Source organism: Ventosimonas gracilis (genome assembly GCF_001580025.1).
Lineage (GTDB): Bacteria > Pseudomonadota > Gammaproteobacteria > Pseudomonadales > Pseudomonadaceae > Ventosimonas > Ventosimonas gracilis.
In genome coordinates this window covers 26,063-46,119 of sequence record NZ_LSZO01000176.1, presented here as the reverse complement: position 1 = coordinate 46,119, position 20,057 = coordinate 26,063, and the positions used below count along the sequence as shown (strand labels likewise).

Below are 20,057 nucleotides of genomic sequence, written 5' to 3'. Positions count from 1 at the left end.
TATGCCGTCTGAACAAGCCCTGATTTTGGTACTGAACTGTGGCTCATCGAGCATTAAATTTGCGGTCTTTGCGGCCAACGAGCCGCAATCGCCGCGCGCGCTGCACAGCGGCAAAGTGCAGGGCATTGGCAGCGCCAAGCCGCTTTTGGATGAAAGCGGCGCGGCTTCTGCCTTGCTTGTTTTGGATAGCGAACATCCTTACCGCAGCGCTTTGACGCTGATTCTTGAGCGAGTGGCGGCGCGCTTAAATGGCGCACGGCTGGTTTGCGTCGCGCACCGGGTGGTACACGGCGGTAATCGTTACTTTGCTCCAACCGTTTTAAACAGCAAGGTTCTAGCCGATTTGCACGAGCTGGTGCCGCTCGCCCCGCTGCATCAGCCTTTTGCGCTGGACGCGGTGCAAATCCTCTTGCGCGAACAAGCGGATTTACTGCAAGTGGCCTGTTTTGATACGGCGTTTCATCACCATCTGCCCAAAGTCGAGCAAATGCTGGCATTGCCGCATGAATGGTTTGAACGCGGTGTGCGCCGCTATGGTTTTCACGGGCTGTCCTACGAATATATGGCAAGCGTGCTGCCAGGGCGCCACGGCGAGCGGGCGAGCGGGCGGGTTATCGTCGCGCATTTGGGTAGCGGCGCGAGCCTGTGCGCTCTGCAAAATTTGCAAAGTGTGGCGACCACTATGGGCTTTTCCGCGCTCGACGGACTGATGATGGGCACCCGCCCCGGTGCGCTGGATGCCGGTGTGGTGCTTTATCTGCTGGAAAACGAAAAATTAAGCGTTAAACAGGTCGAGCGCTTGCTTTACCAGCAATCTGGTTTGCTGGGCGTATCCGGCATCTCGCCAGAGGTACGTGTTTTGTTGGAACAGGAAGCCGAAAACGAGCACGCGGGTGAGGCTCTTTTGCTCTATATCCGCCGAATTGTCCGCGAAATTGGTGCCATGGTCGCGGTACTGGGTGGGCTGGATATGCTGGTATTTACCGCAGGTGTCGGCGAAAACAGCGCTGAAATTCGTCGCCGTATCTGTGCGCAGCTTGGCTTTTTGCCCATTGCTCTGGATGAGACGGCCAATCAGCAAAACGCGCCGTTAATTTCTGCACCAGACAGCGGCGTTAAGGTCGCGGTCGAGCGCACTAACGAAGAATGGATTGCCGCGCGTCACGCTTTGCAGTTTTATCGTTAACTCTCCTTGCCCGCATGCGGGCAAGGAGAGGGGAACAGACCTAAGCAAGCTCCTGTTCGCTAAACAAGCCTTCAAACAACATGGAGGATAAATAGCGCTCGCCGGAATCGGGGATGATGACCACTATTGTCTTGCCCTGCATATCGGCGCGTGCCGCCAAGCGCAGTGCGGCGACCATCGCCGCGCCGCTGGAAATACCGCAGAGAATGCCTTCTTCACGCATCAGCCGCAGTGCCATGGCCTTGGCTTCGTCATCGGCGACTTGTTCGACTTGGTCAATCAGCGACAAATCCAGGTTTTTCGGCACAAATCCTGCACCAATGCCCTGGATTTTATGCGGGCTGGGTTTGACCTCCTCGTTGGCCAAGGTCTGGCTAATCACCGGCGAGCTTTGTGGTTCAACGGCGACCGAAATAATCGATTTGCCTTGAGTCTGTTTGATATAACGCGACACGCCGCTGATGGTGCCCCCGGTGCCTACGCCAGCGACCAGCGCATCAATTTGTCCGTCCGTGTCCTGCCAGATTTCAGGGCCGGTGGTGCGCTGGTGAATGGCAGGATTAGCCGGATTATCAAACTGCTGCGGCAAAAAATACTTCTTCTGCGCGCTGGCGTGGATTTCGGCCGCTTTATCGATAGCGCCTTTCATGCCCTTGGCCGCTTCGGTTAATACCAATTGCGCGCCCAAGGCTTTAAGCACTTTGCGCCGCTCCAAACTCATTGAGGCAGGCATGGTCAGCAGCAGCGGATAACCTTTTGCTGCGGCAACAAAGGCCAGGCCAATGCCGGTATTGCCGGAAGTTGGCTCGACGATGGTAACGCCCGGTTTAAGCAGTCCGCGCTCTTCGGCATCCCAAATCATCGCCGCGCCAATGCGGCATTTGACCGAATGGCTGGGATTGCGCCCTTCAATCTTGGCCAGCACCGTGACGCCTTTTGGCGCGAGTCGATTGATACGCACCAAGGGCGTATGGCCGATGGATTGTGCGTTGTCGGTATAAATACGGCTCATGGGAATTCCTCTCATTGCTAAAGATTTGCAGCCTAAGACAGATTATCTGGCTGCGACAAGCACCCGCTCTTGGTCGCTCAATGATTGATATGCAGCCCACATTCGCGGTTTTCCTCGCCTTTGGTCGGGTCGAAGTAGTCAAGGTTATTCGGCAGGTCGTGTTTAACCAAATACTCATGCAGGTCTTTGGATGACCAATAAAGCAGCGGGGCGACTTTCAGCAGGCCGTCGGGGTTGACTGAAAGCGGCTGCATCTTCGCCCTTAGCGCGGTATCGCTAGCGCGCAGGGCGGTAAACCAGAGCTTGGGAGAAATCTCGCGCAGGGCGCGGGCAAAGGGTTCGAGTTTGACTTCTTCGGTAAAAGCCGCATGAGCCGGGGTATTAAGCGCGGGCAGCTCGCCTTCGATGGCTTCGCGGTGGGCACGCGAACGTTTGGGCAGATAGGTGATGAGGTTCAGTTTGAGTTTTTGCGTCAACTCGTCGGCAAAACGATAAGTCGCTTCGGTGTTGTAGCCGCTATCAATCCAAAGCACTTGGATGTCCGGCTGCTGCTGGCAGAGCATATGCAAAAGCACCGCTTCAAACGGGCGAAAGTTGGTGGTGCAAAGCGCAGGTTTCGCTTGTTTTAGCGCAAAGGCAATCAGTTGTTCGGGGTTTTGCCCCCATTCTGCGTTAATCGCCGCAAGATCAAGGTTCATGGTGGGAGTCTCCCCAAAAAGAGACGATGGTAGCAAAGCGCTTAGAATTATAATCTTTGTAATGTTTCTATCAATATTCTTATTTTTTCTATGGATTCCTGATATTCCGCCTCGCTTATTGAGCCTGCGGTGATGCCGCCGCCACCTGCGCAATAAAGTTGCCCGTCGCTTTGCAGCAAGCTGCGGATAGCAATGGAGCTGTCCAGTTCACCGCGTACATCCAGATAGAGCAGGCTGCCGCAATAGATGTCGCGCGGGCCGGGTTCGAGTTCGTCGATGATTTGCATGGCGCGTCGTTTCGGTGCGCCGGTAATCGAACCGCCGGGGAAGCTGCCTTCGAGCAAATCCAGCGCGTCCTTGCCATCTGCCAGTGTGGCGGTGATTTGGCTGACCAGATGATGCACGTTGGGGTAGCTTTCCAGCGCAAACAGTTGCGGCACCTGCACATTGCGGCAGGTGCGGCTTAGGTCGTTGCGCAGCAGGTCAACAATCATCAGGTTTTCCGCGCGGTCTTTGTCGCTTGCCAAAAGCTGCGCGGCTTGTTTGGCGTCTTCTGCTGGCGTCTGTCCGCGCGGTTTTGTGCCTTTAATCGGGCGGGTTTCCACTTGTCTTTTGCGCACACGCAAAAAGCGTTCCGGCGACAGGCTGAGAATGGCGGCCTGCTCGGCTAAACGGATAAATCCGGCAAAAGGCGTAGGGCAGACGCGGCGCAAGGCTTGATAGGCCGTCCAGGGCTCGCCCTCACAGGGCGCGGACCAGCCTTGGGTCAGGTTGACCTGATAGCAGTCGCCTGCCTGGATATAGCGCTGTATCGCGGCAAAGGCATTTTGATATTGCGCGCCGCTTATATCAGCGGCAAATCGGCCGAGCAGACGAAAAGGCGCGGCCGGGCAGGGCTGCGTATCGGCGCTAAACAGTGCGCTGATACGCTGTTGTTCGGCGAGCGGGCAATGGGGGTGAAACAGCAGGCAGGTTTGCTTGCGCTGATGGTTGGTGATCAGCGCCCAAGCGTACAGGCCAAGCTGCGCCAATGGCCGTTTTGACTGCGGCGAACGGGCGGGCAGGGCTTGCAGTGCACGGCCAAAGTCGTAAGACAGCCAGCCAATAAGGCCGCCGATAAAGGGCAGTTCGCAGTTATCCGGCAAGCGCGCTTCACCCATTGCCGCAAGCGCTGCGCGCAGTCTTGCCAAAAAAGCCTGCGCGGTTTCGCGCGGAGCAGGCGCAAAGCTTGCCAGCGGCCAAGCGCTTTGCAGGTCGTATCTTCCCAAATGTTCGCTGCGCTGCGCTGAATCCAAAAGTACCGCGCCGGGCGCACGCGCAATCCGCGCGAATAAATGGGTCGGGTCGCTTTGATAGGGCAAAGGTTGCAAGGTGCAATAAGACGCAGTGGGCATGGCGGATATGGCAAAAAACGTGGGTGGTTCTTCCCTGCCCCTCTCCCACAAGTGGGCAGGGTTGGTTATCCCGGTGGCAAGGTCGTTGCTAAATGGCCGAACAGGTTTTGCGAGAATTTAACCCGTTGTTCAGGCGTTTCTGTGATCCCTTGCGCCCTCAATTGTTCGATATGCGCCTCAATGGCTTGGGTACGCAGGGTTAATCCGCAGTCATTGGCGATTTGGATATTTAAGCCCGGGCGGGCGTTGAGTTCGAGCAGCATCGGCCCTTGTTCCTGGTCGAGCACCATATCGACGCCGATATAGCCCAGATGGCACAGTTCATAGCAGGAGGCGGCAAGTTGCATAAAGCGTTCCCAAGAAGGCAGTTGCACGCCGTCGACGGCGCTGCCGGTATCCGGATGATGGCTGATTTTGTCGTTAAGCCAGGTGCCGCGCAAGGTTATGCCGCTTGCGAGGTTTACCCCTACGCCAATCGCCCCTTGGTGCAGATTGGCTTTGCCGTCGGACAGGCGCGTCGGCAGGCGCAGCATCGCCATCAGCGGGTAGCCCATCAGCACGATAATGCGAATGTCCGGCACGCCGTCAAAGCTGATGCTGCGAAAAATGTTGTCGGGAGTGACGCGGTATTCAATCAACGCGCGGTCGCGGTGTCCGCCGAGCGAATACAGACCGGTCAAAATGCCAGAAAGCTGATATTCGATTTCGCTGGATTTCACCCGTTTGCCGGAGGTGGTTTTGTAATCTTGCCCCAGCTTGCCGCCGATCACCAAAATGCCGTCGCCACCGGCGCCTTGCGCCGGTTTAATCACAAAGTCCTGCCGCGCTCCCAGCATCTTCGGCAGATGCTTGATTTGTTGCTCGGTTTCGATAATGCCGTACAGCGCGGGTACGCTAATACCCGCCGCCAAGGCTTTATGTTTGGTGATGATTTTGTCATCGACCAAAGGATAAAAACGCCGTTCGTTGTATTTGAGCACATAGTCGGCATTGCGCCGGTTGATGCCCATAATGCCGCGGGAGGAAAGCGCCCGCCAACGCTTGACCAAGCCCAGCATCAGTGATTCACCCGGAAAGCGCTTTAAAACGCAGCAGTTCGCTCAAGCGGTAGCCGCGGTAGCGCCCAAGTAGCAGCATCAGGCCAACCAGCGCCAGCAAGCAGGCGGGAAAGGTAAAGACAAAATAAACCAGCGCCGGAACGGTCATTAACAGATGCGCACCGGTCGCCGCGAGTAAAGTGCCCGCGCCTGCTTTAAGCGCAAAAGCCGCGCCGCGTTCTTCCCAAGTAATCGACAGCCGCTCGATGCTCATGGTCAAAATCACCATGGGAAATAGCGCAACGGATAGCCCGTTTTCAAATCCTAAGCCGTGACTTGCAAGACTCACGCTTGCAATCAGCAGCACCACAAAGGTTAAAACCACGGAAAGGCGCGGCAGCATTTGCAGCTTTAAATGCTCCAGATAAGCACGCAGCAAAAGCCCCAGCGCGGTAATCAGGATAAACAGGCTAATGCCGGTGCCAAGGCCGGTTTCGCGGAAAGCCAGCGCAATCAGTACCGGGGTAAAGGTGCCGAGCGTTTGCAGCCCGCCTAAGTTGCGCAGCAGCAAAATCAGCAGCACGCCGATGGGAATCATCAGCATCACCTGCATCACTTGCTGGGTTTGTATCGGCAGGCTGTACAGCGAATATTTAAGGAAAGCCGAACCCATGTTTTGGTCGGTCAGGTTGGCAAGGCGCAGCGCGTTGATTTCACTGTCGCTTAGATGAAAGCTCACCTGTGCACGGCGACCGCCGTCAAGCGAAAGCAACGGCGCATCGCCGTGCCACCAAACCAGCCGGTCTGCTGGCAGCCCTTGCTTGCCGCTTTGCGGGTCAAAGTACAGCCATTTTTCACCGTTAAAACTGCGCAGCCAAAGCTCCGGCTGCTGCGCCCCGCGCATAAGACTAATGCTGTGTACGCGCTCAAGCGGGATATGCGCGGTCGCCAGCAGCAGTTCAATCACCCGTGCCTTGCTGGCGGTAGAGCTATCACCGGCGAGCAGCAGCTTGACGTTATCGTCGGCAGCATTGTTGATACGGCGGATGGTCTCGCCGATAAAGGTTTCAATATCCGCCGAATGCTGGCGGATGGGTTCTAGCAGCGCGAGCACCGCGACTTGTTCAGCGCCTTCCAGCGGCGGAATTTCGCGCCAGGTCGAGCCTTCTTCTTTGGCCTTTTCTGAGCCGGAGTAGCGTTTGGACAGCAGCAGGCGGTAGTAGAGGATTTGCTTACCGCTCGCCCGTCTGGCCGACCAAGTCACCGTGCGATTGCCGTCGGCATTGGCCAGCGCTACCCCATAGTTTTTGCTGACAAAACTCTCACCCAAGCTGACGTAGTCTTGATTGAGCAGCGGCACAAACATCTGTACTTTAATCGGCAGATTGTCTTTGGCCTGGAACTCGATTTTTGCGTCGATATTCCATAAATCGGTGCTTTCATCCTCGCGCAGCGGAATGCCAAGAACCACAATTTGCCAAGCGCAGACCATCAGCCCGAGGATAATCAAAGTGCTGGCAAGAATGCCAAGGTGCAGGCGGGAGGAGCGCACGTTTAGTTACTCGGCAAGGCTTAAGGCGGCGCAGGACGGTCTTCCGGTGACATGTTCCAGCGACGGGTCAATCAAGGCAGAAAACTGCTTAAGCGCCTCTGAGCCAATTAGCAGGGGATAGCGAAAGGCGCTGCGATCGGTCAAATTGACCTCGATTTGCTGCAGCCGATTCCCTAAGCAAACCGACAGCGCAATGACTGGACGGGCGCTGCTGCCGCGCTCGTCTTCTTCGTCATAATCATCGGCACGGCGCTTGATGCGGCTGGTACGCAGCAACGGGCGTTCAATCGGCTGCGCTTGCTCGTTATCCAGATAAAAACGCACCCAAGATTTGCCATCACGGCGAAAGCGTTTAATGCCTTGCGCGTTGAGAGAAGCGGTTTTCGCACCGGTATCCAGTTTGGCCTCAAGTGGCCGGTTAAAATCGACCAGCAAGGCGTGCTCATGCAGACCATAGATGCGCTTGTCTTCAGCAAAAGCAAGGTTCATCAACAGGCTCAGGCTGCCCAAAAGACACAAAAGTTTCATCAGTTTCCAAGGGCGGCGAAGGGGGCTTAAGAAGGCGGCGGATTTTAGCACTCAAGGACAAGCGCAACAAATTAAACGGTATATCGGCAAACTGTAAACAATCTTCTGTGCAGGATTTGACATCTGCGCCAATATTCCGCTAGATTTCGCAAAACACGCCCGATATTGTCAACAATCAAATAAAACATGCAAAAGTCATCCCCGCCAATCAGCCACAGCAGCATGGAACAAACCCGTGCTGAACAGGTATTTAAACGAATTCAGAGCGCCATCGTTGAGGGGCAGATTGCGCCGGGAAGCAAAATCTCCGAACCGGAACTCGCCAAACGCTACGGCATCAGCCGCGGCCCATTGCGCGAGGCGATGCACCGGCTGGAAGGGCAAAAACTGCTGGTGCGCGTGCCGCATATCGGCGCACGAGTGGTTTCACTGAGCGCTAAAGAGTTGATTGAGCTGTATCAGGTGCGCGAAGCGCTGGAAGGCCTTGCCTGTCGCTTGGCCGCGCAGCACATGCCGCCTGCCGAAATTGATGAACTGCGGCGCGTGTTGGAGCTGCACGAGCAGGACGCCGCCTTTAAGGCAGGTCTCGGCTACTACCAGCAAGAAGGCGATTTTGACTTTCACTACCGCATTATCAAGGCGAGCGGCAATGCGGCGCTGACCCGTCTGCTGGGCGATGAACTCTATCAACTGATGCGCATGTACCGCCTGCAATTTGCAAGCACCCCCAAACGTCCCAGGCAAGCCTTTATCGAGCACCACCGGATTTTGGACGCACTGGCCACAGGTGACGGCGAGCTGGCGGAAATGCTGATGCGCCGCCATATCGCAGCCTCCCGCCGCAATATCGAGCAGCACTACAACAACACAGGAGAACCCCTCGCATGACCATGCAAAGCGCAGGAAAACGTTTTCGCGCGGCCTTGACCGCCGAAAGTCCGCTGCAAATCATTGGCGCGATTAACGCCAATCACGCGCTACTGGCGCAGCAAGCCGGTTTTCGCGCGATTTACCTGTCCGGCGGCGGCGTAGCGGCAGGCTCACTAGGCATGCCGGATTTGGCGATCAATACGCTCGATGACGTGCTGATTGACCTGCGCCGGATCACCGATGTCTGCGATCTGCCGCTGCTGGTGGATATGGATACCGGCTTTGGCCCGTCGGCGTTTAATATCGAGCGCAGTGTCAAAGCGCTGATTAAAGCCGGTGCAGCGGCGGCGCATCTGGAAGACCAGGCCGGTGCCAAACGCTGCGGCCATCGTCCGGGCAAAGCCATTGTTTCCACTGCGGAAATGCTTGACCGCATTAAGGCCGCCGTGGATGCCAAAACCGACGGCGAGTTCTTTTTAATTGCCCGCACCGATGCCATTGCCAGCGAAGGCGTGGACGCCGCCTTGGAGCGCTGCCAGCGTTATATCGAAGCCGGTGCCGACGGCATTTTTGCCGAAGCGGCTTACGATTTGGCGACTTATCAGCGTTTTACTGCTGAACTTTCCGTGCCGATACTTGCCAATATCACCGAATTTGGCGCAACCCCGTTATTTACCCGCGAAGAACTCGCCTCAGTCGGTATTGCTATGCAGCTTTATCCACTATCGGCGTTTCGCGCCGCCAATAAAGCGGCAGAAACGGTTTATCAAAGCATTCGTCAAAACGGTCATCAAAAAGATGTCATCGAACAAATGCAAACTCGCGCCGAACTCTATCAGTGCATTGGTTATCACCGCTTTGAGGACAAACTCGATGCGCTGTTTTCTGCCAAGAAAGAGGATTGATAATGAGCAATCAAGAAAACCCGGTATTTAAACCGAAAAAATCCGTTGCCTTATCCGGCACCATTGCCGGTAATACTGCGCTTTGCACCGTGGGCAAAACCGGTAATGACCTGCATTATCGTGGCTATGATATTCATGATTTAGCTAAAAATTGCCAATTTGAAGAAGTCGCTTATTTATTGATACACGGCCATTTGCCCAATAGTAGCGAACTTACCGCCTATAAAAACAAACTTAAAGCCTTGCGTGGATTACCGCTGCAAGTTAAACAAATATTGGAAAACCTGCCTGCTGCTGCCCATCCCATGGATGTACTGCGCAGCGGCGTTTCTGCTTTGGGCTGTGTATTGCCGGAAAAAGACGAGCATAATCCGGCAGGCGCTGCCGATATTGCCGATAAACTTCTGGCAAGTCTTGGCTCCATGCTGCTGTATTGGTATCACTACAGCCATAATGGCCGTCGTATTGAAGTGCAAACCGATGATGATTCCATCGGCGGGCATATTCTGCATTTGCTGCACGGCAAAAAACCCGGTCAACCTTGGGTACGTGCCATGCACGTCAGTTTAATTCTCTACGCCGAACACGAATTTAATGCCTCCACCTTTGCCAGTCGGGTCATTGCTGGAACCGGCAGCGATATATACAGTGCCATTACCGGCGCCATCGGCGCACTGCGCGGGCCGAAACATGGCGGCGCTAACGAAGCGGCCTTTGAGATTCAAAAACGCTATTTAAATGCCGATCAAGCCGAAGCAGATATTCGCACGCGGGTGGCCAATAAAGAAGTCATTATCGGGTTTGGTCATCCGGTTTATACGGTATCTGATCCGCGCAATGTGATTATTAAACAAGTCGCCCGTGAATTATCCGAAGCGAAAGGCGATAGCCGCATGTACCAGATTGCCGAACGCCTGGAAACGGTCATGTGGGATTTAAAAAAAATGTTCCCCAATCTGGACTGGTTTAGCGCCGTCAGTTACCACATGCTGGGCGTGCCGACTGAACTTTTTACCCCGTTATTTGTTATTTCCCGCACCAGCGGCTGGGCGGCGCATGTATTGGAACAACGTGTTGATGGCAAAATCATTCGCCCCAACGCCCAGTATACCGGACCGGAAAACCTCGCCTTTGTACCGATTGAAAAACGTTGATGAGTAGAAACTGGCACTTACCAGCGGTTCGCCATTGGTAAGTGCCGATTTATGTTCTACACTCGCCGCTTTTTAGGATAAATCTTCGCCATGAGCCGGATTGAACAATTACTCGCTGAACGATGCCCTGATGGCGTAGCGTTTCATGAATCGGTTAATGATATTTAAACAAAGGCAAGTACTATTATAGATATGAAAAATATAACTGGCGAAAAAGCGAAGTTTGAAATAGCCTTTACTGATTTTGTTTCTGGTCTTGCTGAATATATTAGCAGTTCAGATGGCCAATGGTCAGTTAAAGGATTTATTGACTTATATAAAAATATATACACCATATCTCATGATACAAAAATAATATCAAAAATTCTTGAGATACACATATTCCCCAAGCTGCTTGATTTTGCAAAAAAACATGGATACAAGATGGTGCTTGCAGAACATCAGAATTACTATCCTGATATATCTTTCATTACTGATGGTGAAAATCCGAAACGATTTGCTGTTGATTTTAAAACAACTTACAGAAGAGCCGACAAGCCACACTTATGCAATGGCTTCACATTGGGTTCTCATGGAAAATATTTTGAAGAAAGAACGAGTACAAAAAATATACAATTTCCTTATGGATCATATTCTGGACATTATTGCCTGGGAATAATTTATGATCGAATAGGGGAAAGCCAGATAGATGAAACCAAAATATTTACTATGGATGCGCTTTCTTCCATTGCTTCAGTAGCAGGAAATTTTCAGATTTTCTTTGTAGAAAAATGGCGTATTGCCAGTGACAAAAGTGGTAGCGGTAATACGGCAAATATTGGCAGTATCAATAACATTGCAGATATTGTAAAAGGCAATGGTATGTTTGCAAAATTAGGTGAAAAATGGTTTGATGATTACTGGATGAACTATAGAAAAATAACGATTGCCGATGAAAATGGCGAAACGCGGAAAATCTCAAAACTGAAAGATTTTGTCAAATATAGAAAAGGTGATACCGCCCTCATTGTGTCAAAGAAAAATACAAAAGGTAAAAGGGCATGAGCTTTAAGGTAAAAATTCCACCGATAAAGTCACAAGGGATAAAAACAAAACTGGTTCCCTGGATAAGCAGTGTCATTCCAGAAAATTTTACTGGACGATGGATAGAACCTTTTATGGGGACAGGGGTTGTTGCTTTTAATTTAGCTCATAAAAGAGCGCTTCTTTGTGATACAAATCCCCATGTTATAAATTTTTATTCATCTGTTGCCAACGACACTTTAACTCCAGAAATGGCAAGAGAATATCTAAGAAAGGAAGGCGATATTCTTCATGAAAAAGGAGAAATCCATTATTATTCAATAAGAGATAGATTTAATGAAAACCATTCTCCTCTTGATTTTTTGTTTATAAATAGAGCTGGATTTAACGGAATGATCAGGTTTAACGGTAAAGGTGGTTTCAATATTCCATTTTGTCGAAATCCCAAAAGATTTACGCAAGCCTATATAACAAAAATAGTCAACCAAATAATTTATTTATCAAAATTGTTTAAGTCAAAAGAATTTGACTTTCAATGTCAAGGATTTGAAGAAACAATCCTGTCTGCACGAGAAGGCGATATTATTTATTGTGACCCTCCTTATATTGACCGGCATGCCGATTACTATAATCGCTGGAATGAAGTTGATGAAATAAATTTATTTAAACTGTTGTCTGCCTCGCCCGCTAAATTCATACTTTCCACATGGCATCATAATGATTTTAGAAAAAATAAATACATAGATATGTTGTGGGATGGTTATTCTATTATGACGCGCGACCATTTTTACCATGTGGGAGGAGAATTAAAAAATAGAAATCCGATGACTGAAGCGATGGTGCTAAACTATGCTGCTAAAATAACGCATAAAACCGAACATATTGCTGATATTAATCAGCAGCCAGTCCTTTTTACCTGACTAAAAACACTTTTTATCTTCCTTGAACTCACCTCAAAGAGAGCTTTAAAACATGTCCAGCCAGATCAGCAATATCCGTCCCGAATGGGATAAAGAACTTATCGCCATTGTCGATTATGTGCAAAATTATCAAATCAACTCGGAACTGGCTTACAGCACCGCGCGTAATATCTTGATGGATACCTTAGGCTGCGGTTTGGAAGCCTTGGAATATCCCGCCGCCTGCAAACTCATCGGCCCGGTGGTGCCAGGAACGGTTGTTCCCAATGGTGCCAAAGTACCCGGCACGCAGTTTCAGCTTGACCCGATACAAGCGGCTTTTAGTATTGGCGCGTTAATTCGCTGGCTCGACTTTAATGACACTTGGTTGGCTGCTGAATGGGGGCATCCATCGGATAACTTGGGCGGTATTTTGGCCGTTGCCGACTGGTTAAGCCGTATCGCCGTCGCCTCTGGTAAACCACCGCTGCTGATGCGTGATGTATTAACCGCCATTATTAAAGCGCATGAAATCCAAGGCGTGATTGCGCTGGAGAACTCTTTTAATAAAGTCGGCCTTGACCATGTCTTGTTGGTTAAAGTCGCCTCCACCGCAGTGGTTTCTGGATTGCTCGGATTATCGCGCGAAGAAACTTTAGCGGCGGTTTCGTTGGCTTGGGTCGATGGGCAAAGTTTGCGTACTTATCGCCATGCGCCCAATACCGGTTCGCGCAAAAGCTGGGCCGCCGGTGATGCGACCAGCCGTGCGGTGCGTTTGGCGTTAATGGCAAAAACCGGCGAAATGGGTTATCCATCGGTATTAAGCGCAAAAACCTGGGGCTTTTACGATGTGTCTTTTAAAGGCCAGTCGTTTAAATTCCAGCGCCCTTATGGCAGTTATGTCGCAGAAAACGTACTGTTTAAAATCAGCTTTCCGGCAGAGTTTCATAGCCAAACGGCGGTAGAAGCGGCCGTTACTTTACACAGGCAATTAAAAGCCTTGGGTAAAACCACCGAGGATATTAAAAAAATCACCATCCGCACCCACGAAGCTTGCATTCGTATTATCGATAAACACGGCCCGTTAAATAATCCCGCCGACCGCGACCACTGCATTCAATATATGGTCGCCGTACCGCTGATTTTTGGTAATCTCACAGCCGCCGATTATGAAGACAAAGTCGCCGCCGATCCACGTATTGACGCATTGCGCGCGAAAATCCACTGCGTAGAAGACGCACAGTTCACCCGTGACTATCACGATCCGGAAAAACGCAGCATCGCCAACGCCTTAACCGTGGAATTTAACGACGGTAGCCGCTTGGATGAAGTCGTTGTCGAATACCCCATCGGCCACCGCCGCCGCCGCGAACAAGGTATCCCGCTGCTGGAAGCGAAATTTCGCACCAATCTGGCACGGCGCTTTCCGGAAAAACAACAACAGCGCATCATCAAAGTATCGCTGGAGCAATCCACGTTAGAGGCCATGCTGGTGCATGAGTATGTGGATTTGTTTGTGATTTAACGCGCTTTTCCTCTCCCCTGTCCCGACGCAGCCACAATGTGGCTGCGTTCAGTCCCGCACAAGATTAAATGTACTGCGAGAATCCTTTAAATGGGCGGCTCTTCGGCTTACCGGGCTGGCTCAAATCGGCTACTATGTGCGCCGTTTTCTTAGCCTTCCATACTCTGCATGACCCAATCCCCGCTTGCGGATGAAATCCGCAAAGAAGCCGAGCAACGCCGCACCTTTGCCATTATTTCCCACCCGGACGCGGGCAAAACCACCATTACTGAAAAGCTGCTGCTGATGGGCAAAGCGATTGATGTGGCAGGTTCCGTTAAATCGCGCAAGGCCGACCGCCACGCCACATCGGACTGGATGGCGATGGAAAAACAGCGCGGCATTTCCATTACCACCTCGGTCATGCAGTTTCCCTATCGAGGGCGGATGATTAACCTGCTCGACACCCCCGGGCATGAGGACTTTTCCGAAGATACCTACCGCACGCTAACGGCGGTGGACTCCGCCTTGATGGTCATTGACGGCGGCAAAGGCGTTGAGGCGCGCACCATTGCGCTGATGGAGGTTTGCCGTCTGCGCGACACGCCAATTGTAAGCTTTATCAATAAGTTAGACCGAGATATTCGAGACCCGATAGAGCTTTTGGATGAAATCGAGGCGGTGCTTTCCATCAAGGCCGCGCCCATTACCTGGCCGATCGGTTGCTACAAAGACTTCAAAGGCGTGTATCACCTTGCACAAGACCGCCTCTACCTCTATCAGGCCGGGCTTGGCAGTGAGCGCAGCCAAGCACAGTGCATTGACGGACTAAACTCCGCCGAAGCGCGTGAATATCTGGGCGATGACTGGGCGACTTTCGCCGAACAACTGGAACTGGTGCAAGGCGCTTGCCATCTCTTTGACCAAGAAGCCTTTTTAGCCGGAAGACTCACCCCGGTCTTTTTTGGCACCGCCCTTGGCAACTTTGGCGTAGACCAAGTGCTCGATTGCTTGGCTGATGCGGCTCCCGCGCCACTACCCAGACAAACCCAAACGCGCGAAGTTGCGCCGGATGAAACGGCATTTTCCGGCTTTGTCTTTAAAATCCAGGCCAATATGGATCCGCGCCACCGTGACCGCATTGCTTTTTTGCGCATTTGTTCGGGTCGCTACCAAAAAGGCATGAAGCTGCATCATGTACGCTTGGGTAAAGAAGTCAAAATTGCCGATGCGCTAACGTTTTTTTCCAGCGAGCGCGAGCAACTGGATGAAGCCTTCCCCGGCGATATTATCGGCCTGCACAACCACGGCAGTATTCAAATTGGCGACAGTTTTAGCGAAGGCGAACGTTTAAGTTTTACCGGCATTCCTCACTTTGCACCGGAATTATTCCGCCGTGTGCGTTTAAAAGACCCACTTAAATCCAAACAACTGCGCCAAGGGCTGCAAGAATTGGCCGAAGAAGGCCAGGCGCAAGTGTTTTTTCCGCAGCGCAATAACGACATTATTTTGGGCGCGGTCGGTGTGCTGCAATTTGATGTGGTCGCCAGTCGATTAAAAGAAGAATACCGCGTCGAATGTGCCTTTGAAGCGGTTAATCTTTGGTCGGCGCGTTGGATTAACTGCAAGGATGCTAAAAAACTCAAAGAGTTTACCGACAAAGCCAGTGAGAACCTCGCGCTCGACGGCGGCGATCATTTAACCTACCTCGCGCCCACGCGGGTTAATCTTGCGCTGATGCAAGAGCGCTGGCCGGATATCGAGTTTCGCGCAACGCGGGAACATCACTAAAAATAACCCTCAAGGCTTTTGCGCCAGTAATAAAGCGCGTTTTGGAGCGGGATAGCCTTCGATAGTGCGTGTCGGGTCGGTGGGGCTTAGGAAGTTCGCCAGCGAATCAAATTGCATCCACTCGGTGCGGCGTTGTTCGGCGGTGCTGGTGGGCGCGCAGTGCAGGCAGCGGATGTGGATAAAGCCTAATCGTTTAAGCCAGTGTTTAAGCGCGGAGGCGGAAGGGATAAACCAGACGTTGCGCATTTTCGCGTAGCGGTCTTCGGGGAGCAGAACTTGCTGTTCGTCGCCTTCAATGACCAAGGTTTCCAGCAGCAGTTCGCCGCCGCTTTTCAGGCAATCTTTGAGCGCCAGCAGATGATCGATGGGCGAGCGACGGTGGTAGAGCACGCCCATTGACAACACTTTGTCGAAGGCGGCAGGCAGTGGCAGGTCTTCCAGCGCGAGCGGCAGTTGCCAGGCGGGTAACTGTGGCAGGTAACGTTTTAGTACAAGAAACTGGCACAGATAGAGCCAGCCCGGGTCGATGCCCAGCACGCAATCGGCTCCTGCGCCCAGCATGCGCCAGAGAAAGTAGCCGTTGCCACAGCCGACATCCAGCACGCGGCAGCCGCGAAAATCCACGTGCGGGATAAGCCGCGCCCATTTCCAGTCCGAACGCCATTCCGCATCCACCGCAATGCCAAACAGGTTAAACGGACCTTTGCGCCAAGGCATCAGCGCTTTAAGCGCGGCTTTAAGTGCCTCTTGCTGGTGGCTTTGCGCGCGACAGAGGACTTGCACCGAACCGCTCAGCTCGATTTGCTCGGCACTAAGCGCAGGCAGTGCGGCCAGCGCCGCTTGCCAGCGTTTTAGGTCGCCGTGGCCTTCGGCGAGTTTTGCCGCAAGCGGTGTATCCAAAGCGGCAATAAAAGGCTTTAGGGAAGTACCGGCAAGATGCGTTTTAAGGCCGGGCAGGTCAAGTGCATTCATCAGGCCACCGACAATATCGAGCCAAAGTTAAGACATTGAAACCACGGATGCACTTGGCTAAAACCCGCTTGCAGCAGGCGTTGTTGGTGGGTTTGCAAACTGTCTGGCTGCATCACGTTTTCCAGTGCGTCACGTTTTTGCGCGATTTCGAGTTCGCTGTAGCCGCCTTTGCGTTTGAAATCAAGGTGCAGTTCGGTCAGCAGTTGCTCGGTGCTTTCATCGGTAAAGCGCAGTTTTTCCGACAAAATCAGCACGCCGCCGGGCATAAGATTTTGCCTGATGCGCTGTAGCAGGGAAAGGCGCTGATCCGGCGGGATAAATTGCAGGGTAAAGTTGATGACCACCACAGAAGCCGGTTGCCATTTGAGTTGCAAAATATCCGCTTGAACCAGCTCTACCGGCAATAACGGATGGTCTTTTGCAGTGAAGGCAAGATTTGCACGACAGCGTTCCAGCATGGCGGCAGAATTATCCACCGCGATAACCCGTGCGCCGCTGGCTTTAATTTTGCGCAGTTCAAAAGTGACCGCTCCCAGCGAGCAGCCCAAGTCGTAAAGCAGGCTGTTTGGCTTGGCAAAGCGCGCGGCCAGCAGGCCGATTTGTTCGACCAGTAGCAGGTAGCCCGGCACGGAACGGCGAATCATGTCGTTAAATACCCGTGCCACATCCTGGTTAAAGGCGAAATCGGGTACGGGATTAAGGGGTTTGGCAAACAGCCGGTCGGGTTGGTCAGTCACGATGGGAGCATTCACGGCGAAAAGCGCTTATTTTAGCCCCCATAACCGGTTTGCAGCAGTTGTGGCAATGGGCAATGGAGGATGCCGCAGATGGTGCGCAGCAAATCGGCTTCGGCCACATTGAGCATGCGGTTGTGGCGGATGCAGGTAATGACCGCCTCAAGCAGCAGTTCTTTGCCGATGGCATCGAGCCTATCGAGCGGCTGCCAGACGCTATCCAGCACCAGTACATTATCCGGCGCTTGATAGCGACGGTTATCCGTGGGGAAAAGCTGATGCCAGCTCGCAAGCCAAGCGCGCCGCGCCGCATCCAGGTTATTTAAATTACCCGCCCAGGCGACCACGGCAAGCAAAGTGGCTAAGGGTTCTTTAACCTCAGCCAGTTTGCGCTTGCCAAACAGGCGCTCGCGTGGATTTTGCAAACTGCGGATTTGCGTTTGCAGCAGGCGCGACAAGCAGTAGGAAAACAGGCTGATATGCGCATCGGCATGGCTTACCGCCTCCATACAACGGCTAAAGGCTTGCTGTTTTGGGGCGCTTAAACCGTGCAGTGCGGGGAAGGCCATAATGGCAAGCGGCAGACGCTGGCTAAGTGACAGTGATTGCAGCACTTTGCGTGACAGCTCGCGCACGCGAAAGACGCTCTCGGTACCCCATTGCGCTTCAATGGCATCGTATTGATTGCGGCTGATGCCCTCTTCGCTATCGAGCAGCAGTGCCAGCAATAAAAACGGCGCGCTCGCTTCGTCATGCGCAAGGTTAGGTAACGCTTCAGGCAGCTCAGTGGGCGGCTGATAGCGATTTTGCCGCCGTAAGTCACTGGCAAGCGGCGCTGTGTTTGAGGTTTTTACAGGATCCGGATTGAGCACAACAGGCGCGGAACCCGCGCCTTCTTCGCTAATGGTGGTGCTTGGGCTGGCAAAGCCCAAAGCCTTATCTTCGGCCAAACCGTCCGGCGGGTTGTTTGTCCAATCCTTGCGTAGTTTATCGAGCATGCTTGGACGAAAACTCGGCTCCAGGCGGCGGATGCGTTCCAAAAGCGGTGGATGGGTGGCGAACCAGTCGGTTGATTTCAACCCTTGGGAAAACAGCATATGGCTGACTTCTTCAGCAACAGCGGTATTTTGCAAAAAGGAGCCTTGTTCTAAGCCGCCGATTTTTTTAAGCGCCCCGGCCAGGCCGTCTTTTTGCCTGGTGAACTGTACCGCCGAGGCATCGGCCAAAAACTCGCGCTGGCGCGAGATGGCGGCTTTTATCAAGCGGGCAAAGAGTACGCCGATGCTGCCGATAATGATGAGAAGCAGCGCCACCATGGCAAGAGCCGCTACCTCTTTTTGGCGAGCGCTTAGGCGGTTTTGCCGCTCAAGCACGCCCTTGCCCAGCAGGCTTATCACCAAAATACCGTGTGCCAAGCCAATCAAGCGGATATTAAGGCGCATGTCGCCGTTTTGGATATGGCTGAACTCGTGCGCAATCACCGCTTGTAGTTCGTCGCGGTTAAGCCGCTCCAGCAGACCACGAGTGACTATCACGGCGGCATCGTTTTGTGTGTAACCGGCGGCAAAGGCGTTTAAACCCGCTTCGTTTTCCAACCAGAACAGACGCGGCATGGGCACGCGCGAGGCAATCGCCACTTCTTCGGTGACGTTGTAAAGGCGCTTTAATAATGGCACGCGGGTATCACTCAAAATGGGCACGGCTCCCATTTCTAGCGCCACGCGCGCCCCGCCTTGGCGCAGTTGCCAAATCCGCGACAAGGATCCCAGCACTATCAGCACCAGCGCACTCGCGCCCCAGATAATCCCCCACTTCAGTGTGTGGGAAGCTCGCTGCGCACTGTAAGTCTTGTCCAAAACCCACCAAGCCGAACCGCCTATCAGCGCACAAATCACCAGTACGGCAACAATAAACAACCCCACCAGCAGGAGGGTGCTGCGCCGCGCCTGCTTTTGGTGTTGAAAAAAATTCACGGGTTAAAAAGTCACTTTTGGCGCTTGGCGGACTTGTTCACGCTGTTCGGCGGGAATTTCCAAGGGGCTTGCCAGCGCAAACTTAAACATCCCGGCAATTAAGTTCGACGGAAAGCTCTCGCAGCGGTTGTTGTAGTCCATCACCGTGTCGTTATAGGCCTGACGGGCAAAAGCGACGCGGTTTTCGGTGCTGGAAAGCTCCTCGCTAAGCTGCATCATGTTTTGGTTGGCTTTAAGGTCGGGATAGGCTTCAACCGCCACCATCAAGCGTCCCAATACGCCATCGAGCACGCCGCTGCTGGCAGCAAGCTGTGCCATTGCTCCGGCATTGCCGGGGTTTTCCCGCGCGGCATTTAACCCCGCTTGCGCCGTGTTACGCGCAGCAGTGACGGCTTCCAGCGTCTGCCGTTCGTGCGCCATATAGGCTTTGGCGGTTTCCAGCAGATTGGGGATAAGGTCAAAGCGCCGTTGCAGTTGTACGTCTATCTGTGCAAAGGCGTTTTTCCAGGCATTGCGTCCCTGCACCAAGGCGTTGTAGAGCAGCACGCCAATAACGGCGAGCACTACCACCAGCAACAAGACAATCAATAGAAAGCCAAAAATGGCGTTGAGTGCTGAAGCCATGCGTTTCCCTCCTGTTGGCAATCGCCTAGGATAACAAAAGATAGGCGTATTGGTAGGCGTGTTTAGGTCAGGCTTCTCGTCTAAACTCCAAAATCAATATGGTTTCCCTTGATTCCCATTCCTGAAAGCAGCATGCCAAACTAACTTATGCACGGGTTGCTAATGGTCTATGAAGCCGAGATGCTGGCAAGTCGGTGAAAC

General features: G+C 52.9%; 18 protein-coding genes. 8 read left to right on the top strand and 10 right to left on the bottom strand.

From position 1 onward, the window contains the following. The first annotated feature begins 1 nt into the window (after nt 1). Nucleotides 2–1,186 carry an acetate/propionate family kinase gene (locus AXE65_RS09745; protein WP_068391510.1) on the top strand — a complete coding sequence of 395 codons (1,185 nt, stop codon included), beginning with the start codon at nt 2–4 and terminating at the stop codon, nt 1,184–1,186. 40 nt (nt 1,187–1,226) lie between these two features. On the opposite strand, the gene cysK is transcribed toward AXE65_RS09745, so the two are convergent. The 6 genes from cysK to AXE65_RS09715 form a co-directional block, all read right to left on the bottom strand. After that, complete coding sequence (gene cysK, locus AXE65_RS09740; RefSeq protein ID WP_068391507.1) at nt 1,227–2,198, bottom strand: cysteine synthase A; 972 nt, start codon at nt 2,196–2,198, stop codon at nt 1,227–1,229. Between the two features lie 77 nt (nt 2,199–2,275). Beyond that, on the bottom strand, nt 2,276–2,896 hold the full coding sequence (locus AXE65_RS09735; protein ID WP_068391505.1) for a phosphoadenosine phosphosulfate reductase domain-containing protein: 621 nt from the start codon (nt 2,894–2,896) through the stop codon (nt 2,276–2,278). Between the two features lie 47 nt (nt 2,897–2,943). After that, nucleotides 2,944–4,290 (bottom strand): aminodeoxychorismate synthase component I, encoded by a 1,347-nt coding sequence (gene pabB, locus AXE65_RS09730; protein ID WP_068391503.1) that lies wholly within the window; start codon nt 4,288–4,290, stop codon nt 2,944–2,946. Nucleotides 4,291–4,355: 65 nt separating this feature from the next. Next, the gene (locus tag AXE65_RS09725; protein ID WP_068391501.1) at nt 4,356–5,348 is read right to left on the bottom strand and encodes an alpha-L-glutamate ligase-like protein; all 993 of its coding nucleotides are present in this window, start codon (nt 5,346–5,348) and stop codon (nt 4,356–4,358) included. A gap of 7 nt (nt 5,349–5,355) precedes the next feature. Beyond that, the gene (locus tag AXE65_RS09720; protein ID WP_068391499.1) at nt 5,356–6,879 is read right to left on the bottom strand and encodes a UUP1 family membrane protein; all 1,524 of its coding nucleotides are present in this window, start codon (nt 6,877–6,879) and stop codon (nt 5,356–5,358) included. Between the two features lie 6 nt (nt 6,880–6,885). After that, the gene (locus AXE65_RS09715) at nt 6,886–7,407 is read right to left on the bottom strand and encodes an ATP-dependent zinc protease family protein (RefSeq protein ID WP_068391496.1); all 522 of its coding nucleotides are present in this window, start codon (nt 7,405–7,407) and stop codon (nt 6,886–6,888) included. A gap of 186 nt (nt 7,408–7,593) precedes the next feature. Between AXE65_RS09715 and AXE65_RS09710 the strand changes: the two genes are divergently transcribed. The 7 genes from AXE65_RS09710 to AXE65_RS09680 all read left to right on the top strand — a co-directional run bounded on the left by AXE65_RS09710 (nt 7,594) and on the right by AXE65_RS09680 (nt 15,553). Next, nucleotides 7,594–8,295, top strand: coding sequence for a GntR family transcriptional regulator (locus AXE65_RS09710; protein WP_068391493.1), 702 nt, complete (start codon nt 7,594–7,596; stop codon nt 8,293–8,295). After that, a complete protein-coding gene (gene prpB, locus AXE65_RS09705) occupies nt 8,292–9,182 on the top strand; it encodes a methylisocitrate lyase (RefSeq protein WP_068391490.1) in 891 nt (296 codons plus the stop codon). Before AXE65_RS09710 ends, prpB begins: the two co-directional genes overlap by 4 nt. A 2-nt stretch (nt 9,183–9,184) precedes the next feature. After that, nucleotides 9,185–10,336, top strand: a complete 1,152-nt coding sequence (gene prpC / locus AXE65_RS09700) for a bifunctional 2-methylcitrate synthase/citrate synthase (protein WP_068391487.1) — start codon at nt 9,185–9,187, stop codon at nt 10,334–10,336. A gap of 192 nt (nt 10,337–10,528) precedes the next feature. Continuing rightward, nucleotides 10,529–11,380, top strand: coding sequence for a type II restriction endonuclease (locus AXE65_RS09695; RefSeq protein ID WP_068391484.1), 852 nt, complete (start codon nt 10,529–10,531; stop codon nt 11,378–11,380). Beyond that, a complete protein-coding gene (locus AXE65_RS09690; RefSeq protein ID WP_068391481.1) occupies nt 11,377–12,279 on the top strand; it encodes a DNA adenine methylase in 903 nt (300 codons plus the stop codon). The genes AXE65_RS09695 and AXE65_RS09690 overlap by 4 nt, the downstream gene beginning before the upstream one ends. Nucleotides 12,280–12,331: 52 nt before the next feature. Then, nucleotides 12,332–13,783, top strand: coding sequence for a bifunctional 2-methylcitrate dehydratase/aconitate hydratase (locus tag AXE65_RS09685; protein ID WP_068391478.1), 1,452 nt, complete (start codon nt 12,332–12,334; stop codon nt 13,781–13,783). Nucleotides 13,784–13,951: 168 nt separating this feature from the next. Beyond that, complete coding sequence (locus AXE65_RS09680) at nt 13,952–15,553, top strand: peptide chain release factor 3 (protein WP_068391476.1); 1,602 nt, start codon at nt 13,952–13,954, stop codon at nt 15,551–15,553. Between the two features lie 9 nt (nt 15,554–15,562). On the opposite strand, the gene cmoB is transcribed toward AXE65_RS09680, so the two are convergent. The 4 genes from cmoB to AXE65_RS09660 are packed head-to-tail and all read right to left on the bottom strand — an operon-like array spanning nt 15,563 to nt 19,856. Beyond that, nucleotides 15,563–16,525, bottom strand: a complete 963-nt coding sequence (cmoB, locus tag AXE65_RS09675) for a tRNA 5-methoxyuridine(34)/uridine 5-oxyacetic acid(34) synthase CmoB (RefSeq protein ID WP_153015444.1) — start codon at nt 16,523–16,525, stop codon at nt 15,563–15,565. Then, the gene (gene cmoA, locus AXE65_RS09670) at nt 16,525–17,262 is read right to left on the bottom strand and encodes a carboxy-S-adenosyl-L-methionine synthase CmoA (protein ID WP_068391553.1); all 738 of its coding nucleotides are present in this window, start codon (nt 17,260–17,262) and stop codon (nt 16,525–16,527) included. The genes cmoB and cmoA overlap by 1 nt, the downstream gene beginning before the upstream one ends. Nucleotides 17,263–17,294: 32 nt before the next feature. Continuing rightward, the gene (locus tag AXE65_RS09665; protein WP_068391471.1) at nt 17,295–19,232 is read right to left on the bottom strand and encodes a M48 family metallopeptidase; all 1,938 of its coding nucleotides are present in this window, start codon (nt 19,230–19,232) and stop codon (nt 17,295–17,297) included. A 3-nt stretch (nt 19,233–19,235) separates the two neighbouring features. Next, on the bottom strand, nt 19,236–19,856 hold the full coding sequence (locus AXE65_RS09660; RefSeq protein WP_068391468.1) for a LemA family protein: 621 nt from the start codon (nt 19,854–19,856) through the stop codon (nt 19,236–19,238). Nucleotides 19,857–20,057 lie beyond the last annotated feature (201 nt).